This is a genomic window from Pseudomonas anuradhapurensis, assembly GCF_014269225.2.
Lineage (GTDB): Bacteria > Pseudomonadota > Gammaproteobacteria > Pseudomonadales > Pseudomonadaceae > Aquipseudomonas > Aquipseudomonas anuradhapurensis.
This window is the reverse complement of record NZ_CP077097.1, coordinates 2,771,403-2,797,611: the sequence shown is the minus strand read 5'-3', so window position 1 is coordinate 2,797,611 and position 26,209 is coordinate 2,771,403. Positions and strand designations below refer to the sequence as shown.

General features: G+C 64.5%; 18 protein-coding genes. 8 read left to right on the top strand and 10 right to left on the bottom strand.

Annotated features, from left to right (window positions below; translation table 11 throughout):
* Window positions 1-197: 197 nt before the first annotated feature.
* Both HU763_RS12995 and HU763_RS12990 read left to right on the top strand, forming a co-directional pair.
* Window positions 198-899 carry a response regulator gene (locus tag HU763_RS12995; RefSeq protein WP_186685752.1) on the top strand — a complete coding sequence of 234 codons (702 nt, stop codon included), beginning with the start codon at window positions 198-200 and terminating at the stop codon, window positions 897-899.
* Between the two features lie 6 nt (window positions 900-905).
* A complete protein-coding gene (locus HU763_RS12990) occupies window positions 906-2,204 on the top strand; it encodes an ATP-binding protein (protein ID WP_186685754.1) in 1,299 nt (432 codons plus the stop codon).
* A gap of 116 nt (window positions 2,205-2,320) precedes the next feature.
* On the opposite strand, the gene HU763_RS12985 is transcribed toward HU763_RS12990, so the two are convergent.
* From HU763_RS12985 to nfrB, 4 genes are read right to left on the bottom strand one after another with little or no spacing between them, the layout of a single operon-like run.
* The gene (locus HU763_RS12985; protein WP_186685756.1) at window positions 2,321-3,412 is read right to left on the bottom strand and encodes a GGDEF domain-containing protein; all 1,092 of its coding nucleotides are present in this window, start codon (window positions 3,410-3,412) and stop codon (window positions 2,321-2,323) included.
* 36 nt (window positions 3,413-3,448) lie between these two features.
* Window positions 3,449-4,288 carry a DUF4434 family protein gene (locus tag HU763_RS12980; protein ID WP_186685757.1) on the bottom strand — a complete coding sequence of 280 codons (840 nt, stop codon included), beginning with the start codon at window positions 4,286-4,288 and terminating at the stop codon, window positions 3,449-3,451.
* Complete coding sequence (locus HU763_RS12975) at window positions 4,288-7,293, bottom strand: phage receptor (RefSeq protein WP_186685758.1); 3,006 nt, start codon at window positions 7,291-7,293, stop codon at window positions 4,288-4,290. Before HU763_RS12975 ends, HU763_RS12980 begins: the two co-directional genes overlap by 1 nt.
* Window positions 7,290-9,464, bottom strand: coding sequence for a cyclic di-3',5'-guanylate-activated glycosyltransferase NfrB (nfrB, locus tag HU763_RS12970; protein ID WP_186685759.1), 2,175 nt, complete (start codon window positions 9,462-9,464; stop codon window positions 7,290-7,292). The genes HU763_RS12975 and nfrB overlap by 4 nt, the downstream gene beginning before the upstream one ends.
* A 192-nt stretch (window positions 9,465-9,656) precedes the next feature.
* Between nfrB and HU763_RS12965 the strand changes: the two genes are divergently transcribed.
* The gene (locus HU763_RS12965; RefSeq protein WP_170030132.1) at window positions 9,657-10,088 is read left to right on the top strand and encodes a PACE efflux transporter; all 432 of its coding nucleotides are present in this window, start codon (window positions 9,657-9,659) and stop codon (window positions 10,086-10,088) included.
* Window positions 10,089-10,272: 184 nt separating this feature from the next.
* A complete protein-coding gene (gene ilvA / locus HU763_RS12960) occupies window positions 10,273-11,835 on the top strand; it encodes a threonine ammonia-lyase, biosynthetic (protein WP_186685760.1) in 1,563 nt (520 codons plus the stop codon).
* Between the two features lie 130 nt (window positions 11,836-11,965).
* On the opposite strand, the gene HU763_RS12955 is transcribed toward ilvA, so the two are convergent.
* The 4 genes from HU763_RS12955 to HU763_RS12940 form a co-directional block, all read right to left on the bottom strand.
* The gene (locus HU763_RS12955) at window positions 11,966-13,150 is read right to left on the bottom strand and encodes a hypothetical protein (protein ID WP_186685762.1); all 1,185 of its coding nucleotides are present in this window, start codon (window positions 13,148-13,150) and stop codon (window positions 11,966-11,968) included.
* Between the two features lie 63 nt (window positions 13,151-13,213).
* Entirely contained in the window at window positions 13,214-13,681 is a 468-nt protein-coding gene (locus HU763_RS12950) for a VOC family protein (protein WP_186685765.1), read from the bottom strand.
* A gap of 111 nt (window positions 13,682-13,792) precedes the next feature.
* Window positions 13,793-15,412 carry an NADP-dependent glyceraldehyde-3-phosphate dehydrogenase gene (locus HU763_RS12945; RefSeq protein ID WP_170030128.1) on the bottom strand — a complete coding sequence of 540 codons (1,620 nt, stop codon included), beginning with the start codon at window positions 15,410-15,412 and terminating at the stop codon, window positions 13,793-13,795.
* 148 nt (window positions 15,413-15,560) lie between these two features.
* On the bottom strand, window positions 15,561-19,385 hold the full coding sequence (locus HU763_RS12940) for a dermonecrotic toxin domain-containing protein (protein ID WP_186685768.1): 3,825 nt from the start codon (window positions 19,383-19,385) through the stop codon (window positions 15,561-15,563).
* Window positions 19,386-19,718: 333 nt separating this feature from the next.
* On the opposite strand from HU763_RS12940, the gene HU763_RS12935 reads away from it, so the two are divergent.
* The 3 genes from HU763_RS12935 to HU763_RS12925 all read left to right on the top strand — a co-directional run bounded on the left by HU763_RS12935 (window position 19,719) and on the right by HU763_RS12925 (window position 22,902).
* On the top strand, window positions 19,719-20,873 hold the full coding sequence (locus HU763_RS12935; protein WP_186685771.1) for a hypothetical protein: 1,155 nt from the start codon (window positions 19,719-19,721) through the stop codon (window positions 20,871-20,873).
* 73 nt (window positions 20,874-20,946) lie between these two features.
* A complete protein-coding gene (locus HU763_RS12930; protein ID WP_186685774.1) occupies window positions 20,947-22,074 on the top strand; it encodes a glycosyltransferase family 61 protein in 1,128 nt (375 codons plus the stop codon).
* Between the two features lie 36 nt (window positions 22,075-22,110).
* On the top strand, window positions 22,111-22,902 hold the full coding sequence (locus HU763_RS12925; protein WP_186685777.1) for an AraC family transcriptional regulator: 792 nt from the start codon (window positions 22,111-22,113) through the stop codon (window positions 22,900-22,902).
* On the opposite strand, the gene HU763_RS12920 is transcribed toward HU763_RS12925, so the two are convergent.
* Window positions 22,872-23,480: a LysE family translocator gene (locus HU763_RS12920; protein ID WP_186685780.1), complete on the bottom strand. Its 609-nt coding sequence runs from the start codon at window positions 23,478-23,480 to the stop codon at window positions 22,872-22,874. The genes HU763_RS12925 and HU763_RS12920 overlap by 31 nt on opposite strands.
* Window positions 23,481-23,761: 281 nt before the next feature.
* On the opposite strand from HU763_RS12920, the gene HU763_RS12915 reads away from it, so the two are divergent.
* Entirely contained in the window at window positions 23,762-25,333 is a 1,572-nt protein-coding gene (locus tag HU763_RS12915; RefSeq protein ID WP_186685783.1) for a TerC family protein, read from the top strand.
* On the opposite strand, the gene rarD is transcribed toward HU763_RS12915, so the two are convergent.
* Window positions 25,296-26,183 carry an EamA family transporter RarD gene (rarD, locus tag HU763_RS12910; protein WP_186685786.1) on the bottom strand — a complete coding sequence of 296 codons (888 nt, stop codon included), beginning with the start codon at window positions 26,181-26,183 and terminating at the stop codon, window positions 25,296-25,298. The genes HU763_RS12915 and rarD overlap by 38 nt on opposite strands.
* Window positions 26,184-26,209 lie beyond the last annotated feature (26 nt).

Here is a 26,209-nt window from a genome sequence, read left to right as displayed (position 1 = left end):
GTGTGAAAAAGTGTGAAGAACAATCCTCTGGACCTGTAGGGTTCTATATTCTGCGTGTCCCTGTACCGGCCTCTTCGCGGGTAAACCCGCTCCCACAGGGACTGCACAGGTTCCAGTTGCTGTGCGGTCCCTGTGGGAGCGGGTTTACCCGCGAAGAGGCCGGCAAGGCCTACCACAACCCAGACTTCCAAGCGCCTATGCCAAATATTTTCCTGGTCGAAGATGACAGCGCCCTGTCCGAACTGATCGCCAGCTACCTGCAACGCAACGACTTCCATGTCCAGGTGATCGCCCGTGGCGATCAGGTGCTTGACGAGTACCGCCGGCAAAAGCCCGACCTGGTCATCCTCGACCTGATGCTGCCGGGCATCGATGGGCTGCAGCTGTGCCGCCTGTTGCGCCAGGAATCACAGAGCCTGCCGATCTTGATGCTGACCGCTCGCGATGACAGCCATGACCAGGTCCTGGGCCTGGAAATGGGCGCCGACGACTATGTGACCAAACCCTGCGAGCCGCGCGTGCTGCTGGCCCGCGTGCGCACCCTGCTGCGCCGCAGCAGTGTGCATGAACCGCGCCTGGACAACGAGCTGATCCAGATCGGCGGCCTGCGCATCGACCTGGCCGAGCGCACAGTGAGCTGGCGCGGCGAGCAGGTGGAGCTGTCCAGTGGTGAATACAACCTGCTGGTGGTGCTGGCGCGCAATGCCGGCGAGGTGCTGAACCGCGACCGCATCCTGCAGCAGCTGCGCGGCATCGAGTTCAACGGCACCGACCGCTCGGTGGACGTGGCCATTTCCAAGCTGCGACGCAAGTTCGACGACAACGCTGGCGAGGCGCGCAAGATCAAGACCGTATGGGGCAAGGGCTACCTGTTCAGCCGCGTCGAGTGGGAGTGCTGATCGGCCATGCTCAAGATCCTGGTGCGTCTGTACCTGGTCATCATCGTCGCCTATGCCGGCGCGCTGCTGTTCATCCCTGACACCATCGTCGGGCTGTTCCAGGAGCGCTTCATGGCCTACAACCTGGACCAGGCCAAGGGCGTGCAGGCGCTGATCGTGCGCCAGTTCCGCCAGGCCCCGCGCGAGCAGTGGCCGGCAGTGGAACAGGAGCTGGCCAGGGATTTCGCGCCGTTGCAATTGCAGCTGCTGCGCATGGACCAGGCCGGCTTGAGCGAGGCCGAGCAGGCGCGCCTGGAGCATGGCCTGCATGTGGTGCGCATCGCCGAGTGGGGCTACTACGAAACGGTGCTGGCACCGCTGGACAAGGAATGGCTGGTGCGCCTGCACTCACCCCCCGACCCGCTGGACATCAACGTGCTGTCGTGGGGGGTGACCGTACTGATCGGTGCGGTCATGCTCGGCTGCCTGCTGCTGTGGGTATGGCCGCACTGGCGCGACCTGGAGCGTTTGAAAGAAACCGCCCGGCGCCTGGGCCAGGGGCAGATGGCCGAGCGCACGCACATCTCGCCGCATTCCAACATCGGTGAGCTGGCCAGGGTGTTCGACACCATGGCTGGCGACCTGGAGCGCCACGTCAACCAGCAGCGCGAGCTGCTCAATGCGGTGTCGCACGAGTTGCGCACACCGCTGACCCGGCTGGATTTCGGCCTGGTGCTGCTGTTCGACGAAGTCCCTCCGGCCAGCCGCAAGCGCCTGCTGGAGCTGGTGGGGCACGTGCGCGAGCTGGACGAGCTGGTGCTGGAGTTGCTGTCCTACAGCCGTCTGTACAACGCCGACCAGGCCCGCGAGCGGGTCGAGGTGTCGTTGCTGGAGCTGGTCGACAGCGTACTCGGCGGCTTTGCCGAGGAACTCGATGGCCGCGGCATCAAGTGGGAAGTGCGCGCCGAAGGTGATTTGCCACGTTTTGTCCTGGACCCCAGGTTGACGGCGCGCGCGGTGCAGAACCTGGTGCGCAATGCCATGCGTTATTGCGACGAGAGCTTGTTGCTGCGTTTGCGCCGGGAAGAGGATGGTACCTGCCTCGTGACGGTGGAAGATGACGGGATTGGCATACCGGTGGAAGAGCGCGAGCGGATCTTCCAGCCGTTCTACCGGCTGGACCGCAGCCGTGACCGCAATACCGGTGGCTTTGGCCTGGGCCTGGCGATCAGCCGACGGGCGATCGAAGGGCAGGGCGGGACCTTGACCGTGGCACAGTCGGCGCTGGGCGGGGCGCAGTTCCGGATTCGCCTGCCTGCCGGGTGAGGTGTCGCCTGTGCCGGCCGCTTCGCAGGTAAACTCGCTGCCGCAGGTATTGCGCTGAACCCGAGCGCGATGCAGATGCAGCAGGAGCGGGTTTACCCGCGAAAGGGCCGAGCCTGCTAATCACTGTCTGCCAGCGTGCCTGACCACAGCACAAAGCGGTCCTTGCCACTGCGCTTGGCTTCATACAGCGCCCGGTCGGCGCGCACCAGCGCCGTGGTCAGGCTGTCTCCCGGGGCTACCCGGGCCAGGCCGATGCTGACGGTCACCGGGTGCTCGGCAATGTCCTCGCGCACCCGTTGGCACAAACCCGCCACCCGCTGCTCGACGCCTTGCTGGTCCAGCCCCTGGAAAAACACCGCGAACTCCTCACCGCCCAGCCGGGCAAATTCGAAACCGGCCATGCTCGCCTTGATATGCATGGCCACGCGCTTGAGCACTTCATCACCCACGTCATGGCCAAAGCGGTCATTCACCCGTTTGAAGTTGTCGATGTCGATCATCGCCAGGTACTGCCCGGCGTTGGCCAAGCGCAGTTGGTCACCCGCCTGGGTCATGAACGAGCGGCGGTTGGGGATTTCGGTCAGGGTGTCGACATAGGCCTGCTCCAGCAGCACCTTGGACAGATAGAAGTTATGCAGCTTGGCCTTGCGCATCTGCACGTAGCTGTAGATGACCAGGCCACTGAGGAACGCGGCATAGCTCAGCAGCATGGCGCCTTCGAGCTCGTCCGCGTCGATACGCGTGTGATAGAACGGGTTGAGCACCACCCAGGTGATGGCCATGGCGCAGAAGAACGACCAGCGTCGAACCGGTAGCACCGACACGGCATACAGCACGGTGGACACCCCGAGGACCAGCCACACCGGGCGCTGGGCCACCGGGATGCCTTCGATCACCAGGCGCATGCCCAGGGTGATCACCGCGACGAACAGCAGGTTGAGCACATCGAAGTGATGGCTGCGGCGGGTGAACCGCAGCACCAGGGTGAGGCAGCCGAGCAGGGCGAGGAACACGCACGACAGCCAGGTGAAGCCCTGGCCGCCGAGGAAGCTGACGATCAGGTCGAAGACCAGCCAGATCAAGATACTGACGCAGAACACCAGCAGGCAGAACGGGCGCATGGACTCGAATTCGTGCTGGCGGAACTCGGCGCGCAGGGCGGCTGGGGCGACCTGCTTGCGTACGTGCGCTTCGATGGTCTTGAACATCGCTGGGCTCCTGTGAGTACTGCCAGGCCTGGCGACTCAATTGTTGGGCAGAACACCCCGGGCCCAAGGCCGGTAACGCAAGTCGAACACGGCCTCGGCATGGCAACCGCCGCCCAGCTGCGGTTCAGCGGGCTCGGCGCGGAACGGCTGCCCTGGCGCGCTTACCTGGCGGAACGCCTCGCGCACCACGCCCACCCGGCACGGCAAGGCCTGCTCATAGTTCTGGCGTACCAGCGCGGGCAAGCGCCCGGTGCCAGTGCCGTCCTGCCACCACACGGTCACGCCCAGGCCGGCCAGCTGATCCAGCCAGGCGCCATTGACCCGCGGCGCCAGTTTGCCCGCGCTGAAGGCACTGATGTGCAAGGGCTTGTCGAGCTGGCGGTTGAAGGCCTGCAACTGGCTGAACAGCGCAGCGCGCCGCTCGGCTTGACGAAAATGCAGGTCGTCCAGTTCCATCGGCAGGTACCAGCCATCCACCGGCAATTGCCAGGTCTGGCGCAGTTGCTGGTAGTGGCTGAGCGAGCGCCCCAACTGCGCCTGCCAGTACCTGGTGAGGCCATCACCATCGAGTTGGTCAAGGCGCTGGTAATAGGCCGGGTCCATGTACAACCCCAGCACCAGCTGCAAGCCTTCGGCGCGGGCGCTGCGCAGGCTGTTGGCCAGCCAGCCATTCGCGCCGCCAAAATCGCTGTCGCCGTAGGCGCTCCATTGCACGATCAAGGTCTTGCCGCCCTGCGCGGCGGTGGCATGCCACAGCTGTTGCCATTGGCCAGGGGTGATGCTGGCGTCGCGGTTGAGCGGTTGGTAGAACAGGCGCTGGTCGGCGCTGGCCGGCAACCACAGGGCGAGCAGGCACAGGGCAAGGAGCGTACGCATCAGAAGGTCATCTCCGCACCGACCAGCACGCCATTGGCGCGCTCGTAGAGGTTGCCGCCCAGCGATTGCTGGTACTCGGCACGCACTTTCAGCGAACCGCGGTAGGCGTTGTAGCGGTCATCGTCGAACCACCATTGCCAGCGCACACCGACCCCGGCCCGGGCGTCCTGGCGCCAGTCGTTGCTCGGGTCCTGGCTGGAGAACTCGACAAAGCCATACGGCATGAGGGTCTGCGGCGAACTGCCCGGCAGCTTCCAGGCGTGGCCCTGCTGGTAGCGCGACAGCCAGGCGTGGTCACCGGCACGGGTCCACCAGGCGGCGTCGAGGTAGAGGAAGCGCTCGTTCCAGTCGTCCTCATCGACCCGCCAGTCGTTGCGCCAGGCGCCCTGGTCGAGGAACGAGGCGGTGGCGCGCAACAGCAGGTCATTGCTCGATTCGGCGTGGTGGCGCAGGTCGCCCCAGTTGCCGCCGACCTTGGCCGGGCTCAGCAGCTGCCCCAGGCTCAGGCCGCGGTAGTGCGCCTCGTCGACCTGGCGCTGGTGGTACAGCTCTGCGTACAGGTTGAGGTTGGCCTGGCCGAGCGGCTTGTAGCGCAGGCCGACGCCGGTGCCCATGCTTTGTGCGTAGTCGGTACGGCTTTGCCCGCCGAACAGCACCCGGCCATACACCGACAGGGTGCTGCCATTGCGGCTGGGCTCTTCACCCAGGGCATGGTCCCACATCGCCAACTGCACGTTCTGCGATTGTGCGTGGCGCGAAGTGCCACTGCGCTGGCCATTGTCGAGGAACCTGTCGTTGGTCGAGGTACCGGCCGGCGACCAGGTGCTGGCCAGGGTGATGGTGTCGCGCCGCGACAGGCTCTCATGGGCCCGCCGCTGGCGGTACTTGCGGGCCTCCAGGCTGCCGTACTCGTCATCGCCGTCGACCAGGTTCTGCTCGACATCGAGCACCCGGCGCAGCTCGCGACGTGCCGCGGCGCTGTCTTCGGCCTCGTCGTAGCGCAAGGCCAGCGTCTCGCCCAGGCGGTAATCCTCGGGAAAGTCGTGGGTGGCACGCTCCAGCAAGGGGATTGACTGGCGGCGCTGGTGCTTGTCTGCCGAGCCGGCCAGGCGCATGCCGTAGTCGGCGCGGTAGCGCGGCTGGTCGGGGGCCAGGCGTACGGCTTCGGCCAGCCAGGCGCTGCTTTGCGCGGGGTCGCCGGCCAGTTGCGCGGTGCTGGCGGCGGCGTAGTAATGGTCGGCTCGCGGCGCATGCGCCAAGGCCTGGCGTTGCAAGGCCAGCGCGCCCTGGTAATCGCCTTGCTGCTCGGCGATGGCCGCACCCAGCGCCCAGTCGTCGGCGCTATGCTGCCCGGCGGCCTCCCAATAGCGGCGGGCCGCCTGCGGGTCGCCGGCGTTCAGCGCGCCACGGGCAGCGGTGAGGCGCGCGTTCTCGGTCCAGGTACTGTCCGGCAGGCTGCGCCAGATGGCCAGGGCGGCCTCGGAGTCACCGGCAGCCTCGAGGGCATAGGCCAGCGGCAGACGGCTACCACGGTCGCCCAGGCGCTCGGCGGCCTGATAGTAGACGACTGCTTCACCGGGCTGGTCAGGCATGGCGCAGCGGCCCAGCGCGCGGTACTGGCCGGGCTCGCTGGGGGCGGCCGGTATGGCCTGGCGCACGGCATCGCAGTGGCCGGCCTCGGCCAGGCGGCCGAGCAGCTGGGCGCGGGTATTGGCGTCGACCCGGGGGACCAGGCCGAGCATGCGGCGACGGTCCAGCGGCCCGTCGTTGCGTGCATACAGGTTGCCCAGGCGCTGCAGCAGCGACGGGGCCAGGCGCCCCTGGTGGCGGTCGTAGGCTTGCTCCAGCAGTTGCCGGGCGTGATCAGTGCGGCCCTGTTGGGTCAGCAGGAAGGTGGCTTGCTCCAGCGCCGCCAGGTCACCGCTTTGCCGGTAGCGGTTTTCCCATTCGGCGGCAGTGCGTGGTTGCGCAGGCTGTGGCGGGTCACCGTACAGACGCTGCCTGAGCACGGCGTAAGCCTTGGGATCGGTGCTGGCCGTGCAACCCTTGAATTGCTCGCGGGCCAGCGCCGGGTCGCGGCGTGACAGCCAGTCGACGGTTTCCAGGCAGGGGCGTTGCAGTTCGTTGCTCAGGCGCTGCACCAGCGCGGCATCCTCGCCTTCGCGGGCCAGTTCCCACAGCTGCTGGCGCTGCACCGGCTGGTTCAGTTGCTCGGTCGGCAGCGCCTGCAGCCAGCGCTGGGCCTGCTGGTTGTGGCCGACGGCGATGGCTCGGTTGGCCATGGCCAGGCGGGCCTGGTCGGCGGCTGCGGCGGATGGGGCGCTGGGCAGCAGTGCGTTCAAGCCGTTTTCGTCCACCTGCTGGATATAGGCATTGGCCAGGCGCTGCCAGTCCTGGGCCGGCAACTGGCGCTTATCGGCGAGCGGCTGCAGCTGTTCGATGGTTTCCTTCCAGTTGTGCAGCTGTTCGGCAAAGTTGGCCCGGGCCAGGCGCAGGACTTGGCCATCCTCTCGTGGCGGCAGATGATTGAGCCACTCCAGGGCCTTGGCGGCGCCACCGGACTTGGCCAGGCTCAGGCTGTAGGCCTGCCACAGGCGCACGCGCTGGGTGCCATCGCTGCTGGCCAGCCAGCGTTCCACCTGGCTGGCCGGGGGCGGATCCTGCTCGATCCAGGCCAGACGCAGTTCGAGCAGGGCGTTGGCCTGCGCCGGGTCGTCCCCCAGTTGTTCGGCCAGCGCTTCGGCTTCCTGGTAGCGGCGTTGGTGGGCCAGGGCTTGCACCAGCAATGCGCGGGCTTCGTCATTGTTCGGTACCCGCTCGAGGACGTGCCGGGTCAGGCGCTCGACCTCGGCCCAGTTGTCCTTCTTCGCCTCTCGGTAGCTACGTTCCATGAACGGGTAGCTGGTGAACCGCTGGAAGTCGGTCATCGGTGTCGACGCTGCGGCGGGCAGGGCGGCGGAACACAGCAACAGGCCAGTGAAAGTGAGGGAAAAGCGCGGCTTCATGCCACCTCCCGGGTCAGGTCAAAGGCGGCCTGCTGTTCGCTGGCCTGTTCGATCAGGGCTTCTTGCAGCACCTGCTCGGTGATGATGCCGCGGGTGATCAGGTATTCGCCCAGGCTCTGGTGGTCGGGGTTGTAGTCGATCAGCGCCTGGTTGAACAGGGTCACCGGCACCATGCCGCGCACCTGCAGCAGGGCACCGAGCATTACCTGGTGATGGCTGACCCGTTCCAGCAGCGCTTCATCGTCCTGACAGCGTTCCAGAACGGCCAGCATGTCGCGGGTTTCCGGCTTCTGCCAGGGGCTAGGGTAGTGATAACGCAGGCCCAGGGTCACCCGGCCCTGGGGGGCCAGGCGTGCACTCACCGGGCGTTTCAACTGCCGGCTTATCACCCCCAGCGACACCTGGCTGACCGGGCTTTCGCTGGCCAGGATCAGCGTGTCACCGTCTTCGGCTACCGGTAGCACGCCGTAGTGCGTGGCCAGCTTGCGTGGCAGCTTGGCGATCAGCCGCGGGTCGAGCTTGAACGGGTTCAGCGGTGCCCAGGGCAGGTCGAGTTGTTCGGCCAGGGTAGCCACCAGCTGTTCGCTGTTCAGCCAGCCGCGCAGCAGCAGTTCACGGCCCAGGCGTCGGCGTACCGGGCTGATGATCGCCTGTTGCAACTGCTCGTCGCTGATCAGGCCCTTGGCGATCAGGCGCTGGCCCAGCGGGGTGCGGGCCGGGGCGGCGATGGCGGGGAATTCGTGAGTGGTCTTGTCCCAGGCCACGCGCCGCGAGTCGCCCATTTCCATCACCTGGCGCAAGGCGCGCAAGTTGGCGAAGAAGTTGACGAAGTTGCTCCACATCATCCGTGGTGCCGACAGCAGACCCTCGCCGATACCATAGAAGCGGGTGACGAACCAGGCGCGCTGGAACAGGCGGTTGACCAGCAGCAGGCCGTTCAGCCAGAGCAACGTGGCCAGCAGCGGGCTGTCATCGAGGATCGACATGAAGCGCCACGACTCCGGTGCAATGACCGTGACCAGCCACATGGCCAGCAACACCAGCAGCAACAGGTTGACCAGGAAGCTCAGCAGGTAGGCGAACAAGCCGCGGCGGTCACGCCAGAGGAAGTAGTTGAGCGCGCCCTTGCGGCTCCAGCCAAGGTTGCTGGTGCCCTGGAACACGATGCCGACGATCCAGCGTGACTTCTGCCGGATGGCGTGTTGCCAGTCGCGCGGGAAGTGCTCGCGCACGCAGATCACCTGCGAGAATTCGCGGCTCATGCCCGGGCGCCACTCCTGCTTCAGGGTCAGGCTCGGGTCGGTGATGGAGTAGCGGGCGAAGATGCACTTCATGCCCTTTTGCTTCAGGCGAAAACCGATGTCGTAGTCTTCGGTCAGGCTCTGCACGTCGAAGGCGATGCCGTCGCCGTCCTCGAGCAGCGCAGCGATGGCGCGGCGGCTGAAACAGGTACCCACGCCAGCACTGGGCACCTGGCCGGTCAGGGCTTCGCGCACGATCACGTCCTTGCCGTGGTTTTCGGCAAACTCGTCGACATAATGGCCGGCGGTGAAGCCTTTCCATTCCGGTGCATAGGGGTACACCGGAATCTGGATCATGTCCTTGTTCGGCAGCAGGTAGTTGAACAGGCGCAACTCCATGGGGGAAATCACGTCTTCGGCGTCATGCAGGATGAAACCGGCGAATTCGATGCCGGCGTCCTGCTGGAAGCGCAGCAGGGCGTCGATGATGTTGTTCAGGCAGTCAGCCTTGCTGGTGGGGCCGGGGCGCGCGCAGACTACCTTGTGCACGTTGGGGTAGTGCAGGCACACCGCGTCGACATCGGCCTGGGTTTGCGGGTCGTTGGGGTAGGTGCCGACGAAGATCTGGTAATTTTCATAGTCGATGGTCGAGGCGGCAAGGCGCGCCATTTCTCCCACCACGCCCACTTCGTTCCAGGCCGGGACCATGATCGCCAGGGGCTTTTCCGGTACCTCGAACAAGCGTTTTTCGTCGGCTCTTTCGTACTTGTCATAGATACGAAAACGCCGGACCAGCTTGCGGCACCAGTAGCACAGGTCGATGAACAGGTCGTCCAGGCCCAGCAGGAACATCAGCGAGGCCAGCACGATCGCGAAGATCTTCAGGCCGAACAGCACATAGGTAAGGAAATCGATGAATGCCAGGCTCATGTGCCGGCCACCAGTAGTAAGGCGTAAGCCATTGTCTTTATCCTCGTTCGATTCCTTGGACGAAGTAGTACGACATGTCGGCGTCTGTCCTCGATAGATACAAGCAGCCGGATGCAGCGTTGTCCAAATTTCAGGCTTTTTCTTGCAAGCCACTTCTAGTAGTTTACAGGTCGTTCACCCAGGGAGCAGAACATGCAAGGCAAGGCACGCAAGATCGTCCAGGCCATACTCTACGAAGCCATCGCCGTCGCCTGTGTGGCTCCCGCGCTGGAACTGGCGTTCGGCGCAGGTATGGCGCAGTCGACCGTGTTGTCGGTGCTGATGTCGGGCATCGCGATGAGCTGGAACATGGCCTACAACTGGGTATTCGAACGCTGGGAAGCGCGTCAGCGGCGGCGCGAGCGTACTTTCCTGCGCCGTCTGTTGCATGCCCTGGGCTTCGAAGGCGGGTTGGTGCTGATCCTGCTGCCGCTGGTGGCCTATTGGCTGGATGTCAGCCTGTGGGCGGCGCTGCTGACCAACCTGGCGTTGTTCGTGTTCTTCTTCGTTTATGCGTTTGTCTTCCAGTGGGGCTTCGACAAGGTGTTCGATGTGCCGCTTTCGGCGCAGCACGCCAAGTGTTGACTTCATGCCGCAGGACCGGCTAAGTTCTTGGGCATGAAAACCTTCCCGCACGCGCACGCCATTATTATTACCGCCATTATCAGCTTGGCGGGCTAGCGCGTACGTGCACCGAACCCGCCCTGGAGGCGGGTTTCTTCTCTCTGACTCCTGGGCAACGTGAATAAAAGCCAAGGAGTTGCAATCGATGACCAGCCTCAATGTCAGCCCTCGTACCCCGACCTCCACGCAGCAACTGCTGTCGGAACAGGTGCGCCGTATTCTCTCTGCGCCCGTGTACGACCTGGCCATCGAGACACCCTTGCAAGGCGCCCCGGCGCTATCGGCAAGCCTTGGCAACCAGGTGTTGCTCAAGCGCGAAGACCTGCAACCGACCTTCTCGTTCAAGATCCGTGGTGCCTACACGCGTCTGTCACGCCTGAGCAGCCTGCAGCGCGAGCGCGGGGTCATCACCGCGTCGGCAGGCAACCATGCCCAGGGCGTGGCCCTGGCAGCCTCGCACCTGGGCATGAAAGCCACCATTGTCATGCCTACCACGACACCGTCGCTGAAAGTGGAGGGTGTGCGTTCGCGCGGTGGCCATGTCGTGTTGCACGGTGAAAGCTTCCCTCATGCCCTGGCCCACGCGCTGAAACTGGCCGACAGCGAAGGCGCTACCTTCGTGCCGCCGTTCGATGACCCGGATGTGATTGCCGGGCAAGGTACCGTGGCCATGGAAATCCTCCGCCAGCGCCCGGGTGCGCTGGACGCCATCTTCGTGCCGGTGGGCGGTGGCGGGCTGATCGCGGGGATTGCTGCCTATGTGAAGTACCTGCGCCCGGAGGTGAAAGTGATCGGCGTCGAACCAGAAGACTCCAACTGCCTGCAGGCGGCCATGGCCGCTGGCGAACGGGTGATCCTGCCACAGGTCGGCACCTTCGCCGACGGGGTGGCGGTGGCACAGGTGGGTGCCCATTGCTTCGAACTGTGCCGGCATTTCGTCGACGAGGTACTGACCGTGAGCAGCGATGAGTTGTGCGCGGCGATCAAGGATATCTACGATGACACCCGTTCCATCACCGAACCGTCCGGCGCCCTGGCTGTGGCCGGGATCAAGAAGTACGTGGCGCGCGAAGGCGTGCAGGGTCACACCCTGGTGGCCATCGACTCCGGGGCCAACGTCAACTTCGACCGCCTGCGCCATGTGGCCGAGCGTGCTGAACTGGGCGAGCAGCGCGAGGCGATCATCGCCGTTACCATCCCGGAACAGCCGGGTAGCTTTCGCGCCTTCTGCCAGGCGCTGGGCAAGCGGCAGATCACCGAATTCAACTACCGCTACTATCCGGGCAAGGAGGCGCGCTTGTTCGTCGGGGTACAGACACACCCGCTGCACGACCCGCGCGAGCGCTTGCTGGCCAGCCTGCGTGAGCAGGGCTACAGCGTACTCGACCTGACCGACAACGAACTGGCCAAGTTGCATGTGCGTCATACGGTGGGTGGCCACGCCGCGCCAGGTGCTGCCGAGCGGGTGCTGCGCTTCGAGTTTGCGGAACGACCGGGGGCGTTGCTGGGCTTCCTGGAGCGATTGGGCAAGCGCTGGAACATCAGCCTGTTCCATTACCGCAACCATGGTGCGGCAGAGGCACGGGTGTTCGCTGCACTGGAAGTGCCGGGGGATGAGCTGGCGAGTTTGCCGCTGGCGCTGGATGAGATGGGGTACCGCTATTGGGACGAGACCGACAACCCGGCGTACAAGCTGTTTCTTGGCTGAGCCGTTTGTTTGGTAACGGGGTGCATGCCGTTTGATTTGTAGCGCCTGGCAGATCGAGCGCCGCGCGGGCGGCGCTCGATCTCGCAGGCGCTACAAAGGCTCCGGCGAGCCCCCCAAGCGCCAATGGCCCTCAGCGCTCACGCATGAAGAACCCCGCAACGTACTTGCGGAAGGTTTCCGGGCTCTTGAAGTCGGCGTAGCGCTTGAAGTTCTCGGTATCCGGCTCGGGCCCGATCGGCTGCTCTAGCAGCGATACCGACAGCACCCGGTCCTGGTCCGAGGTCAGCACCAGTTCATCCATCACCTCGCCGCCGATCACCGGGCGGCGCATCTGCACTTTCACGCCCTTGCTGGCCATCCAGTCGATCAGCGACACCAGCGCCTTGAGCGGTTCGCGTTCCTCATCGCGATAGACCGGAAACAGGTGCGCCCGCGACAGCACCGGTACGCTGGCCACATGGATCAGCTCGTAGAACTGGCTGCCAGCGCTGGTCGGCGAGTACAGGGCCAGGGCCAGCAACGGGCCGCTGGTGCGGGTGCCGCCCCAGTACAGATGATGCCCCTGGAAGTCGAAGCCGTCTGCATTGCCGTGGTTGAACAGCTTGCGCGCTTTGACCTGGTCCACGCAGTCCAGCAGCAGGCCGTGGCGGCGGTGGTTGCCGAATACCGTGGCTTCGCGCAGGCGGGACTTGAGCATCATCATGTGCTTCATGTCCAGGCGGGTTTCCAGGTAGTTGCTGGCCGGCACCCGCTCCAGCAGCGGGTAGCGGCTGGCCACGCTGCGCAATTCGGCAAACTGCGCGGTCAGGTCCTTTTTCAGGTGAGTGGCATACAGGTTGAGGCCGCTGGTTTCGACCCAGGTCAGCAACAGCGCCAATAGACGCTGCTGTTCACGCCGCTCGTGGCTGTCGCCGCCGGCACCCGGAGGGTTGCCACTGCGGAAGTCGCCGATCAAGCGCAAGGGGGTGTCCGGAGGCAGCCAGGCCGCAGGCGGCGCGGGCTGGCTCTCGCGCTCGGCGGCTTCCCGCTCGTCCTTGGTGAACGGGCAGCCGGGCGCGTGCTCGGCTGTGCCCGGGTTGTTCTTCAGAAACAGCGTGCCGGTGCTGCCGTTGAGGGTGACATTGAGCACCGGCAAGGCATCGCTACGGCAGTCGCAGGCCAGCCACTGGTTGGCGCTGCGCACCTTCATCAGCAGCTGGTTGGCTTGCAGCAGGCGCGGGCCGGCGAGGGTGCCGCTGGCAAAGCCGACCAGCAGCTCCTCTTCCGCAGGGGTCAGGCTGCGCACCTGTGCGGCGGTTTTGTCGATGATTCGCATGACGCGGCTCCAGGCTACGAGCGCCAAGCTTCAGGCAAAGTCGCGCCGCTTTCAACCTGCTGCTCAGTTGCCGCCGAACAGCTTCGCGGCACGGGCGCGAATTTCCGCGGGGGTCAGGTCCTCCTTGTGGGTGGACACGAACCAGATATTGCCGAACGGGTCTTTCAGGGTGCCGCTGCGGTCGCCGTAGAACTGGTCCGTCACTGCGTTCAGCTGGGTGGCGCCGGCCGCCAGGGCCTGGGCGTAGACTTTGTCGCTGTCCTCGACATACAGGTGCAGGCCGACGCCTGCGCCGCCGAGCTTCTGGCTGGCGGTCAGGCCGCCTTCCATGTCGCAGGGGTCACCAAGCATCAGTGACGAGTCACCGATCTTCAGTTCGGCATGGCCAACGCGGCCACCCGGGGCGTCGAGGCGGAACATCTCGACGGCACCGAAGGCCTTCTTGTAGAACTCGATGGCCTTGGCGGCATCGTTGATGGCCAGGTACGGGGTGATACTGTGCTGGCCTTCCGGAATGGGTCTGGCTGCCATGTTCGACTCTCCTTTTTGAATGGGCGCCGGCGGGCGCCCTGTTGCTTAGAGTCGTTTGCACGGATGGAAGATCGACCGTATTGATAGATCGTTTGTCTATAAGCGCGCTGGTCAGAAGATGTAGTCGGTAGTCAGGAAGCTCGACTGCCGGTTGCGGATGATCTCGCTGATAAGCGCCTTGTTGGCTGCCTGGAAGCGTGTTGCCACCAGCGTCCGGATCGAGAACACGCGCAGGGCGTCATGCACCGACAGGGTGCCTTCGGCGCTGTTCTTGCGGCCATTGAACGGGTAGGTGTCCGGGCCGCGCTGGCATTGCGCGTTGATGTTGATCCGGCCGACCTGGTTGGCGAAGGTGTCGACCAGGCTGCCGATGGTTGCCGGGTCGTTGCCGAACAGGCTCAGTTGCTGGCCGTAATCGGAGTCCAGCACGTAATCGATCACCGTCTGCAGATCGCGGTAAGGCACCACCGGCACCAGTGGGCCGAACTGTTCCTCGTGGTACACGCGCATGTCGGGCTGCACCGGGTACAGCACGGCCGGGTAGAAGAACGAGCCGCGGCTGTGCCCGCCACCTTCGTTGACTACCCGTGCGCCCTTGGCCTTGGCATCGGCCACCAGGCCGTCGAGGTAATCGACCTTGCCCGGCTCCGGCAGTGGCGTCAGCGCTACACCAGGCTCCCAGGGCATGCCGGGCTTCAGTGCGGCCAGCTTGCGCTGGAACTTGTCGAGGAAGGCGTCCACCACGTCCTCGTGGACGAATAGGATCTTCAACGCCGTGCAGCGCTGGCCATTGAACGACAGCGCGCCGGTGACGGCTTCCTCGACGGCGTTGTCGAGGTCCACCTGGGGCAGGACGATGCCCGGGTTCTTGGCATCCAGGCCCAGCGCGGCGCGCAGGCGGTGCGGGCGCGGGTGCAGTTTTTTCAGGTCACTGGCGGCCTTGTGCGTGCCGATGAAGGCGAACACATCGATCTTGCCACTGGCCATCAGCGCGCTCACCGTTTCCCGGCCGCGGCCATAGATGACGTTGATCACGCCTGGCGGGAAGCTGTCGCGGAACGCTTCGAGCAGTGGCCGAATCAACAGGACGCCGAACTTGGCCGGTTTGAACACCACGGTGTTGCCCATGATCAGGGCCGGGATCAACGTGGTGAAGGTTTCGTTGAGCGGGTAGTTGTAAGGCCCCATGCACAGCGCTACACCCAGCGGTGCCCGGCGGATCTGGCCCAGCGTGCCCTGTTCCAGCTCGAAGCGACTGGAGCGGCGATCGAGGTCCTTGAGGGCATTGATGGTGTCGACGATATAGTCGCAGGTACGGTCGAATTCCTTTTCCGAGTCCTTGAGGTTCTTGCCGATCTCCCACATCAGCAGCTTGACCACTGCTTCGCGCTGCTCACGCATGCGCGCCAGGAACGCCTCGACATGCTGGATGCGCTCGGCCACGCGCAGGGTGGGCCAGGCGCCGCGGCCTTTGTCGTAGGCCTGTACGGCGGCATCGAGAGCGGTGAGCGCGGTATCGGCGTCGAGCAGCGGCGCGCTGCCCAGCACCACCTGGTGTTCTTCGTTGCCATCCTTGAGCCAGACCGGGCTGCGCACCGTGGCCAGGGGGCCGTCCCAGCGCCTGAGCTCGCCGTTCACCAGGTAGTCGCGTTGTTCCAGGGGGGCTTCCAGGCGCCAGGATTGCGGGATGTTTTCGGCACTGGGGAAGAGTGAATCGAGCAGACGGTCCATGGGTACTGCACCTCACATTACTGGGCGGGTTTAGAGCCGGGTGAAACGCTTCAGCTGCGAGCATGCACCGGCTGCCGGAAAAACACCAGTCTGGCCTAACCTGGCCATCAATGCCTGCCTGTTGTACAGGCAGGCGCGCAGGGCCATGTCAAAGCGGGAGGTTGAACAGGTTGTATGGCGGGTGCGTCAACCATTCCTGGCGCAGGGCCGGGTCTGCGTCGATCAACGCCAGGCGCCGCCAGAACTCGGCACGAGCATGTTGCGGATGGGACAGGAACGGTTCGCCTTCGAGCAACGGCCTGAGATCGCGACGATACTGCAGGGGTAACCGTTGCCACAGGGCCGCTTCGGCCGGGCCGGTCTGCTCGAAGAATTCCAGGTAGTCACCTGCGTTTACCAGCAGGTCCACCTGGTGCGTGGCGTTGTAGGCTTCGATCTGCGCAAGCACCGGGGCGCCCAGCCAGTCGCTTTCCAGGCGCAGCGCGTCTGCGACCGGCCGTGGCACGTTGAAACCCTCCGGCAACCGCAGCAGCTGATTGTCGCCAATGTCGAGGATGATCGGCTCGGTGACCAGCTCCAGGCCGCGCGGCAATTCGCTGAGCGTACAGTTGTTCAGGAACAGCGTTTTCAGATAAGCCAGCCCGCGCAGGTCCGGGGCCTGCAGCAAGGGGTTGCCCGACAGGTCCAGCACAACCAGGCCGAAGCAGCTGTCCAGGGTTTGCTGGGCCTGGGCATCCCAGGTGATACGGTTGCCTTCCATATCCAGCCAGCTTAGCTGGGCAGGGTTGCTCAGGCGCGGCAGTGTGTCGAAGCGGCAGTCAGTCAGCAGCAAGCGCTGCAGGTTGGGGAAGCGTTGGAAGAATCCGCCCGGCAACTGGCTGAGCGAACGGTTATAGCTCAAGGACAGGTGCTCGACATGGCTGAAGTCATTGGGTAGTGGCAGGCTGGCCAGGGCCTGGTTGTCCAGTTCCAGGCCGGACAGGTCCAGGCTGTGCAGGCGGCCACCGCCTTCCAGCGCTACGGTCGAGAGCCGTTGCCAGGCGTTGAGGATGGGGCGGATGGCCCGCTGCCTCTGGTGCGTGCGCTGTGGGTCGGGCCGGGCCCACTCCCGCAGGTCGCGGCGCAGGCTATCCAGACGCTGCTGCAGGTCGCGCAGCCGCTGGGTGGGGGAGCGAAGGTCATCGAGGTACGGGTTGTCCTCATCGTTGCCGAGCCAGTTTTCGAATTCCTGATCGCTGGCATCGGGGTACAGGCGGCGGTAGGCCCCGGCCAGCGACCCTGCCAGGCGCGGCTGATGGGGTTCGGGGGCAAGGGGCCGGCCGCCGTACAGGGCGCCCTTGGGCCTGCGCAGCAACGCGCGGTGCCCCCACAGCCGCTGTGCCAGTGTCGCCCTGTGCTGGTCGGCCCAGGCCAGCACACGCTGGCGTAGCGTGCTGCCATCTTCGGTGAGCAAACCCAGGGTCTGGCGTTGCGCGGCTGGCAGGGCCTGTTCTACCGCGCGGCACAGGTCGTGATCACGCAGTGCGGGTGCAGGGCGATCACCGAGATAGGCCTCATAGCCGTCGACGGTCTTGATCACACGGTACAGGGTAGTGGCCCGGTCGCTGCCGACCTGGTCCAGGCGGACGCCTGCTGGGCTGGCGCCGCACAACTCCAGGCGCACATCCCCAGGCCAGCCCGGCATGGCATCCAGTGCGCTGAACAACAGGCGTTCGCTGGCGCTGTTGGCCCGGGCTGGCTGAAGCAGGCCCTCCAGCGCGCGTACCAGCGGTAGCTCGCTGTGCACCTGCTCCAGCGATTGGCGAACCCGCACAGGCAACTGGCTGCGCTGTTGCCAGGCGAGCAGTTCGGCCTCATCCAGCGGTGCCAGCAAGCGCCTGGCCAGGGCAGGGGACAGCCGCGGGTAGGTATCGAGCAATTTCTGCGTCGGTGGAGTAATGGCTGCGTCACCGTTGTACAGCCGCTCGAACAAGCCAGGCGGGGCCTTGCCAGCCAAAACCTCGACCTCGGCTTGTGCCGCCATGCGTTGCAGCGCATCGAGCAACAGTGGCGGCGTGGCCAGGCCTTCCAGGTGCACCCGGCGCAACTGCGCGGCATCGATGCCACAAAGCCGTCCAGCCTGCGCCAACTGGTCTGGGGTGAAGGCGCGGTAGGCATCGCCCAGCCGGCGCGCCAGCTGGGCAAATGGCCACAGCTCGGGGTGCTCATGCTGGCCACGCCAGGCGCCTTGGCCATTATGCGTCAGCGGTGGCTGCCAGGCATCCGGTGTATCGGGGTGAACCACCCGCCATTGCTGCAGGTCATTGTCGAACCGTTGTTCGAACAGATGGCCGTCCATGCGGATGAAATGGCGGCCCTCGTACAGGTATTGGCCAAGTGGATTGGCCTGCAGGTGTTCGGGCAGAACCTGGGCACTGCGGTAGGGGGTGAGGTCTTCATTCCAGAGCCGGTAGCGCCCGTCGCGGCCGCGTACCTGCTGCAGGCTTTCCATCAATGGGCTGTTGAACAGCTTGGGGACCACCTTGGCAGCTGTCGCGAAGCCGCCAATCAGCGCCAGGTTCAGGCCGACCGCCTCCAGGTGGCGCAGCGCCAGGTGCCGGTCGCCTTCCTGCCAGGCCTCATAGCCCTCGAAGGCTTCGCCGAGCAACTGGCATGCGGTAACGGCCAGCATCAGGGTGCCTACCCCTGGAATGAAGAAACCGGCGATATTCAGTGCATCCAGGCCAAGGCTTTCCCATGCCTCCAGGCGCCTGGCCCGCGCGCTGGCATCGGCCGCGGCTGTCGGCACCGCCAGCAGGCTGGCTTCGTGCTTGAGACGGTCCAGGTGCAGGTCCTGGTAGTGGCCGAAAGGCTCGGCCGTGATCGCCAGGCGCGTGGGGCGCAGGTCGGCCTGTGCGGCACGCTGCCAGGTGCGGTCGGGGGCGCTGTTGCCGGTAGCGTCGAGGTTCTGCTGCAGCAGGTCGAGGAAGTGCGCGCGCTGGTCCTGGCTGATGTAGGCGCTGAAGGCCTGGCGGGCATCGGCTTCCAGCAGCAAGGTCGCCAGTGCATCGTGCACCGCCTCCAGGTTGCTGCACTGTCGCAGGGCTGGGTCATGGCCGGGCAGGTACAGGGCCAACCCTGCGCGGCCAGTATCGATCAGCATGACTTCGTGCAGGGTGATGCCGAACAGCGCCAGCTGCCAGCACTTCACCTCGCCACCCTGCAGCAGTTGCTCGACCTGATCACGCGTGCTGCCGTCGACCAGGTGCCGCAGGTAGGCAAGGTCGGCGGCCAGGCGCAGGCGGTTTTTCTGCACCTTGATGGCCAGCGCTCGGGTGGTGGGCCGGGCGAAGTGTTGTTCAAGGTGGGCCTGGTACGCACCCCCCAGGTCCAGTTCACGGCATAACGTGGCGAACGCGCTGGGGGCCAGCGGCAGGCGCTCCACCCGGTAGCGCTCGGACTTCAGCGGAAAGTGGGCCACAGGTACCTGCATACCCAATGTGACCGAACCTTGTACCTCGACTGCCGTCACCTGGATGTTGCCGCTCAAGGCAATGGCACTCTCGGCAGTGAACGCCTCGTCGTCGGCGAAGTTCTGCAGGGCGGCCTGGAGCAGGTTATGGCGCTGGTGGCGATAGAGATAGCGCATGCCGCCCCAATGCCAGGTGCGTTCGACCCGCAGTAACTCGGTGCTGCGCAGGGCCTGAATGCCATGGTGGGCAAGGCGGCCCTGCAGCAATGGCTCAGCGAATTCAGTGATCTGTTTCAGGCCTTGCAGTGAGTGGGCCAGGGCTGCTTGCGCGTGGAGCAGGCGCGTGCTGCTGGCGCGCACGGCCTGGCGCAGGTCTGGGGGGGAATTGGCGAACCAGTCCTGTGCCTGCCACGGGGCGACCTGGGTACGCGGTAACGTGGCCCACTGTTCGGGCGTTGCCTGGCGGGCCCACTGCGGTAGTTGCGCTTCGAGCACGGTCTGATGAGGGTTGTTGGCGGGCATGGCGATGCTCCTTCTCTGTAAGAGAAGGCATCAAACGTGATTTCTCGCTGGCCAAGTGGTAACGGGGTAACGCGCGAGCGCAGGGCCACAGAAGGTGTTCCGCGGATGCGCTGTTCATGCAGGAAATTTGACGCCATGAAACGTTGCAGCAGCCCGAACAGGCGTCAGGAAATGCAATCGAAGTGCCGCTTGCGAAACGCTTTGGGCACACCTTAAATTGTTAATCGATAGCACACTTTGTGGATAAAACGCGCAAATCCATAACCAGTCGTTGCTGAGCAGTGGTCCTTTTCCGATAGACCAAAGAGCACATCGAAGGACGTCGAAGAAGAAATGAAAGCGACCTTGACGGCTTTGGCGCGAAAACACTTGTCGCCCTCGATACGCTACGAAATCAGACACCTGGCCAGCAAACTGCGTGAAGGATTGGCGCGTGCCTGCTTCTGGCGCTGGGAAGTGGCCAGGTTCCGCTTGCAGCAGGAAAGCCCTTACGAGATTGTCTATGTCGGGCGCAAGCAGCAGAGAGAAATGGCCAAGCTGCTGATTGCCGGCAAGGGCCAGGGCAGCAATGCAATCATCGACAGCGCTTGCGCGACCACGGCAGCTGATCACCGGGTGGTGGTCAGCGAAATGCCGACGGCCGGGGCATTGTCGGTGCCTCATTACCTGAGCGCTGTGGTGCCGCTGGGCCGTCCGCTGGAGGACATCACGGCGCGCTACGACAGCGAGCTAAGACGCAGTATCCGCAAGCATCGCCCACTGTACCGCATGCGCCAGGCCCTGACGGACGAGGAAATCGCCATGGCTGACCGCGACCTTCTGCGCCCCTATGCCAGCGCCAGGCAGGGTATTCATGCAGCACAGTTCCCTACGCCGGAAGTGTTTCGCATTGCCAGAAGTGTCGGCCGGCTCGACCTGATCACGTTGAACGATGACGTGATTGGCTGCCACCTGGGCTGCGAAGTGGTGCGCGGCGGCAAGCGTTATTGGAGCACGTTGCGTTTCGGCTATTGCGAGGCGGTGTTTTCCGATGCCCGCAAGTTGCGCGAGGTGAACTCGATTACCACTTTCATGGCGCTGGAATGGGCCCTGGAGAAGGGCTTCGATTATTATGACATCGGCCTTTGCCTGGCCCGCCCGGACGACGGGTTGTTGAAATGGAAGCGCCGCCGCGGTGGCGATATCGATTCGCTTGGCAACCATGCCTGTCTGTTTGTTCGCTTACCCAGGACCGGCACCGCGAAGTTCCTATGGGACACCCCGATGTTCGCCATCGAAGGCGACAAGCTCACGCTGCATCTGGGATTGCCCGAAGGCCCGAGTGACGCGGAAGTCGCCAGCCGCTACCAGGAAATGGTGTTTGGCGGCCTGCACAAGATCTACCTCTACGGTCGCAGCGGTGCAGGCGAGCCATTCATGGAGAGCTTACGCAGCCGCTACGCCAGCCTGCAGTCACCGCCCAGCATGGAACGGGTCATGTGCAGTTAGAGATATCCAAGTCGTGTTGATCTGGCACGTTGCGCCAAAATTCTTCTGGCCTCTTCACCAAGGGAGCAGCTTCATGGAGAGCGACATCTCGCAGTCCGGCACACCAGCGCCAGCCAGGCAGCACACCTGGACCTTGGCCGCCTATTGCAACATGGTGCGCAAACGGCTGGGCGGGCGCAGCTTCATCGACCTCAAGAGCATCGCGGACAAAAGCTGGGACATTGCCCCGGGCGAAACCACGGTCTCGCCACCGGCCATTTATCTGCCAGGTCAACTGGAGCGAGTGACGGGCTGGGAAGGCAAGCGTTTCTATCCGTACGTACACCCGGGTCCTACCATGCGGGGCGGCATCAGCATGCAGCAAGGGCCGACCCGGGGGTACCTGTTCAAAGATGTGTGGTTGGTCGAGGGGGCATTGTACAAGGGCAAGGCCAGCCACTGGCTGTCGCTGAAGCCTCGCACTTTTCCAACCATCACCGTGGACCGCGAAGTCGACCGCGCGGCGATCTACTGCACGCAGAACGGCAATACCTGGTTCGGCACCTGGCTGATGGAAGATTGCCCGACCTATGCGTTGGCCCGCAACGAGGGCGTACCGGTGACCACGGCGCCTTCGGCCAGATTCCCACTGTATCCCCAGGTGCAGGCCTATGAAGACTGGCTGGAGATGAGACCGCTGCGCTTGCGCAGTGCGTTCTTCCGGGAACTGGTGCTGTTCGATGATCTGTCCAACAACCGCAGCCGACATGCTCGCTACCGGGCCATGGGCGAAAAGTTGCTGGCGCATGTGGCGCATGCTTCCCACCCTGGTGTGTTCCTGCTGCGCGGTAGTGACGGTGACTTGCGCCTGTTGCGCAATGAGCTGGCGCTGGCCGAGCATTTGAGCGCCACCCGCGGCTTTCGCATTGTCAATCCGCTGAAGTGCGATGTACCCACTATCGTGGCGGCCTGTGCCGGGGCGAGGGTGGTGATGGGGGTGGAGGGTAGTCAGCTGGTGCACGGCGTGAACGTACTGCAACCCGGCGGCTGCCTGCTGACCTTGCAGCCGCCGAACCGGTTCGTCAGCTACTACAAGTACCTCACGGATCGTGACGACCAACATTTCGGCTTTGTGGTGGGGACACCGGAAGGCGATGGTTTTACGATTGATATTGGCGAAGTGGAACGAACACTCGACCTGTTTCCCCGGCATACTGTGTAGTATCCGGATGCATGACAGCGGCGAGCGGGGCGAGGGATGATCGAAGTATCAAGGTTTTGGCGCGATTCCGCGTTGCCCTTCGTCGAAGCCCGGCGGGTAGGGGATGGGCGCCAGGTGTGTTACGCCGCGCACTCTCATGAAAGCTTTTCCCTCGGTGTGATCACCGGCGGGCGCAGCACCTACCTGAACGGTGACCGGCAGCTCGAGGTGGCAGCAGGTACCACGGTGCTGATGAACCCAGGCGTGGTGCATGCCTGCAACCCCATTGCCGGGGAAGCATGGTCGTACCTGATGCTGTTCGTCGACATGCCCTGGTTGCAGGCGCAGGGGTTTGCCTTGCCGGCCCAGGCCTGGAGTCATTCGCCGGAATTGTACCGGCGGCTGTTGCAGCTGTTTGCCGACCTGTTCGATGGCAACGTGCCAGACCGCGAAAGCCGCCTGGCGGCCCTGTTTGCCGCATTGCCGGGCCTGCTCGGCGGCAATAGCGGTGTGCCCGAGGCGGGTAACCCGCGGTTGGACGCCGCGGCTGAGTTCATCCGTGTCCATCGCAGCGACCCGCTCAGCCTGGAAGACATCTGCGCCGCCTGCGGTCTGTCACGCTCCTATCTGATCCGCGCATTCCGCCAGCGCTTCGGCCTGACGCCGCATGGCTACCTGCTCGACCAGCGCGTGCAATTGGCCAGGGCGCAGTTGCGCCAGGGCCGGGCCATTGCCGAGGTGGCGCAGGAAGCCGGGTTTGCCGACCAGGCACACCTGCAGCGGGCGTTCAAGCAGCACCTGGCGGCGACCCCCGGGCATTACCGCAATGCCGCCCCTTGCTGGCCTTGAAGGACCAGGTAGACCGCGCTACCCACCAACAACACGGCCAAGCCCCGATTCAGCCGGCGCAGTTGCCGTGGGTTGTCCAGATACTGCCGGATCACGCTGCCTGCCCACGCCCAGCTGCCCACCGAAAGGAAACAGATCGGCCCGTAGATCCAGGCAAACAGCCACAGCAAGTGCTGCTCGCCGCCGGTGTAGGCGCCAACCCCGGACACCGCTGCCAGCCAGGCCTTGGGATTGAGCCATTGCATTGCCGCGCCGTGCCACGCCGAAGGTGCGCGCAGCGGGTGCTTGCTGTCCAGTTGCCCATCGTCGCCAGCCAGTTTCCAAGCCATGTACAGCAGGAACGCCACACCGCCCCAGTGCAACAGCAGGCCCAGTACCGGCCAGCGCAGCAGCAACTGGTGCAGGCCCAGGCCGACCAGCACCAGCAGCAGACAGAAGCCCAGCGTGGCGCCGGCCACGTGGGCCAGGCTGGCGCGCAGGCCATGGCGGGCACCGCTGCCCAGCGCGACGATGTTGACCGGGCCGGGGGAGATCGAAGCCGCCAGTGCGAAGGCGGCCATGGACAGGGACAGGCTCATGAGGAAATCCGTTTGGTTGGGAGAAGGCTTCATCCTCGGGTATCGACGGCCGGTGGTATTGAAGAAAAGTACCCAACGTCGGGCCAGCGGTTTGCAGCGATCAGTGGTTACAGGTTTTGTAATAGTTTTCCGTTATCAAGCGCAGCTTCCCAGTCTGTACGATCTCATTTCCTATTTGCTATCAAGGTCCCTATGAGCACCTTCGCGGAGCCCCCCAGTCCCCGGCTTTTACAGCCCTTCTTTCCTCGTCCTCGTGACGCTGCCCACCTGAGTATCCGCTAATGGAATGGCTAGCCGACCCCACGGCCTGGCTGGGCCTGTTGACGCTTATCGTCCTCGAATTGGTGCTGGGCATCGACAACCTGGTGTTCATCGCCATCCTCGCCGACAAGCTGCCGCCGCATCAGCGCGACCGCGCACGGGTAATCGGCCTGAGCCTGGCGCTGATCATGCGCCTGGGCCTGTTGGCCAGCATTTCCTGGATGGTCACCTTGACCGCGCCGTTGTTCGAGGTGTTCGACAACAGCTTCTCCGGCCGTGACCTGATCATGCTGTTCGGCGGCGTGTTCCTGCTGTTCAAGGCCACCATGGAGCTGCATGAACGGCTGGAAGGTCATGTGGCCCAGGCCAGCGGCGCGGTACGCCATGCCGCGTTCTGGCCGATCGTGGCGCAGATCGTGGTGCTCGACGCGGTGTTCTCGCTGGACGCGGTCATCACCGCTGTGGGCATGGTTGAACAGCTGTCGGTGATGATGATCGCGGTGATCTTCTCGATCGGCATCATGATTGTCGCCAGCAAGCCGCTGACCCGCTTCGTCAACGCCCACCCCACGGTGATCATGCTGTGCCTGGGCTTCCTGATGATGATCGGCTTCAGCCTGACCGCCGAAGGCCTCGGCTTCCATATCCCGAAGGGCTACCTGTACGCGGCGATCGGCTTCTCCATCCTGATCGAGCTGTTCAACCAGCTGGCCCGTGCCCGCCGCAAGCGCAGCCTGCAGCAGCATCGGCCATTGCGTGAGCGTACTGCGCATGCCGTGCTGCGCCTGCTGGGTGGCCGCCGGGTCGAGGCTGACGAGGTGGGCGAAGAAATCGCCGACCTGGTCGACGGCGGTGGGGAACAGGTCGTGTTCGACCGCCGTGAGCGGGTGATGATCAGCGGCGTGCTGAACCTGGCCGAGCGGCCGATCCGCACGGTGATGACGGCACGCGCCGAGGTCGATGTGATCGACCTGGCGCAGCCGGCCGACGCCATTGCCCAGGCCCTGGCCAATTCGCCGTACTCGCGCCTGCCGTTGATCCGCGATGGGCGCGTGGACGAGCCACTGGGCTTCGTGCACAAGAAGGAACTGCTCAAGGAACTGCTGTCGGGCAACCAGCCGGACCTGGAGGGCATGGCACGGGCGCCATTGAACCTGCTGGAAAGCTTCAGCATCCTCAACGCCCTGGAACAGATGCGTGGCCAGTCCACCCACATTGCCTTCGTGGTCAACGAGTTCGGTGACTTTACCGGCCTGCTGACCATGACCGACATCCTCGAGTCGATCGCCGGTGAACTGCCCGATGCCAGCGAGGTTGAAGGGCCGGGCATCGTCCAGGACGGCGCGGGCTTCGTGGTCAGCGGTGCGGTGAACCTGAGCCAGGTGCAGGCACGCACCGGTTTCAGCGCCCGCGCCACCGAGGACTACCAGACCCTTGCGGGCCTGGTGATGAGCCTGCTTGACCGCTTGCCGGTGGTCGGCGACCGCCTGGCCTGGAATGGCTGGACGCTGATCGTGGAGGCGGTTGAAGAACGGCGTGTGCGCCAGGTTCGGCTTACGCCGAACGACGCCGTTGACGTAGCAGGTGCCTGAACCCTTCGAGGATCAGCACCAGTACCGCGGCCCAGATCGGCAGGTAGGTCAGCCATTGGTCCGGGCCGATGGTTTCGCCGAGCAGCAGTGCCACACCTACCAACAGCACCGGTTCGACATAGCTGAGCAGGCCGAACAGGCTGAAGGGCAGCAAGCGGCTGGCCAGGACATAGGCGATCAGGGCTGAAGCGCTGATCGCTCCGAGGATCGGAATCAGCGCATACAGCCCGGGGTGTGCCTGCAGGTCGGCTGTCGAAAGCGGCCCCTGGAGGACGAAATACAATGCCCACGGCAACAGCAGGCACATGTCGCACCACAGGCCACCCAGGTGGTCTGTACGGCAGCGCCGGCGCAACACGAAGTAGATGGGGTAGCCGATCGTTACCACCAGGGTTTCCCAGGCAAAACTGCCATGCTGGAACAGTTCGTGTCCTACGCCTAGCGCGGCACACGCCACCGCCACCTTTTGCAGGCGGGACAGCCGCTCGCCGTAGACCAGCCGCCCGGTCAGGACCATCGCCAGCGGCAGCAGGAAGTAGCCCATCGACACTTCCAGGCTGCGCCCGTGCAGGGGCGCCCATAGGAACAGCCACAACTGCACACCCATCAGCCATGATGTGCCGATCATGCCCAACGCCAGCAGCGGCGTGTGTCTCACCCGGGCGAGCAGTTCGGCGACCCGTTTCCAGTCTTGCGAGACCAGCATGAACAGGGTGAGGCAAGGCAAGGTCAGCAGCGTGCGCCAGCCGAAGATTTCCTCGCCGTCGAGCGGTGTGAGCAGCGAGGTATAGAAGTACATCACGGCGAACAGAAAGGACGCCATGACCGACGAGAGAATGCCTTTTGACACGAATGCCTCGAATTGGGAGTTGAGCG